At 57.7% G+C, this 1142-nt stretch carries 1 protein-coding gene; it reads right to left on the bottom strand.

Annotation, left to right across the window (positions count from 1 at the left end; all coding sequences use genetic code 11):
- The coding region (locus CBF90_RS16025) for a host specificity protein J (protein WP_141097191.1) at window positions 1-1142 on the bottom strand (1142 nt) is incomplete at both ends.

Genomic DNA, 1142 nt, shown 5'->3' with positions numbered 1-1142 from the left:
GTACATGGCGAAGCCCTTCTGCGCCGACGCTGAAATCCACGGTCTGCGTTTCCAGCAGTTCTGTTTTAATCAGCCACAGCCCGGCGCGGTGTGCCTGCCCCCGGCTGGTACAGCCAAAGGCATCCATCTTCGTAACATTACGACCGTAACGGGCAATGGCCTGCGTATCTTCAACAAGCTCTGTCGCCGTCTCCCAGCCGTTGTTCGGGTCAATCCAGTTCACCTCAACGGCATTATGGCGGTCCTTCAGGGCGCTGAAGCTGTAGCGGAACGGCGCGCCATCATCCGGCATCACCACATTACTGCGGTTATAGGTCCACGTCTTATCCGACGGTCGGTCCTGCACGAACGTCAGCGTCTGCCCGTTCCATACCGGCATACAGCGCATCGCCGAGCAGAAATCGCTGAGCACATCCCACGCCTTACGCTGTGTGGTCAGGTACGCATTACAGGTGATGCGCGGCTCCGTGCCGCCAAAGCCGTCCGGCACTGACTGGTCGCAGTACTGGCCGATGACATACAGCGCCCATTTATCCACATCCGCCGCACCAAGACGTTTCCCCATGCCGTAGCGCGGATGGGTCAGCATATCCCACAGACACCAGGCCATGTTGTTGCTGTATGCCGGTTTAAACGTTCCGTCCCAGATACCGCTGTATTGCCGCGTCTGCGGGTTATAGTTCGACGGCACCTGCAGAATACGCCCGCGCAGATGATAATTACGGCTCACCTGCTGGCTGCCGAACTGCTCCGAGTCCACCTGCACGCCGACCAGTGCCGTGTTCGGGTAGCACTGTTTCACATCGATGATTTCAGTGTATGACGACCAGAGCGTTTTGTTCTGCAGCTGGTCTGTGGTGCTGTCCGGCGTCATCCTGCGCATCCGGATATTAAACGGGCGCGGCGGCAGGTTACCCATCACCACCGAGGCCAGATACTGCGAGGTGGTTTTGCCCTTAATGGTGATGTCTTTTTCCGTCACCCAGCCACCGTTACGTTGTATCTGAACCAGCAGGCGGACTTCCGACGGATTCCTGTCACCCTTTGAGGTGGTTTCCACCAGTGCCTGTACACCGAAGGTAAAGCGCAGACGGTCGATGTTTGCAGACGTAATGGTGCGGGTGATCGGCGTGTCATATTTC

Source organism: Microbacterium sp. AISO3 (genome assembly GCF_002204305.1).
Classification (GTDB): domain Bacteria; phylum Actinomycetota; class Actinomycetes; order Actinomycetales; family Microbacteriaceae; genus Microbacterium; species Microbacterium arborescens.
This window is presented reverse-complemented; position numbering and strand designations above follow the sequence as displayed.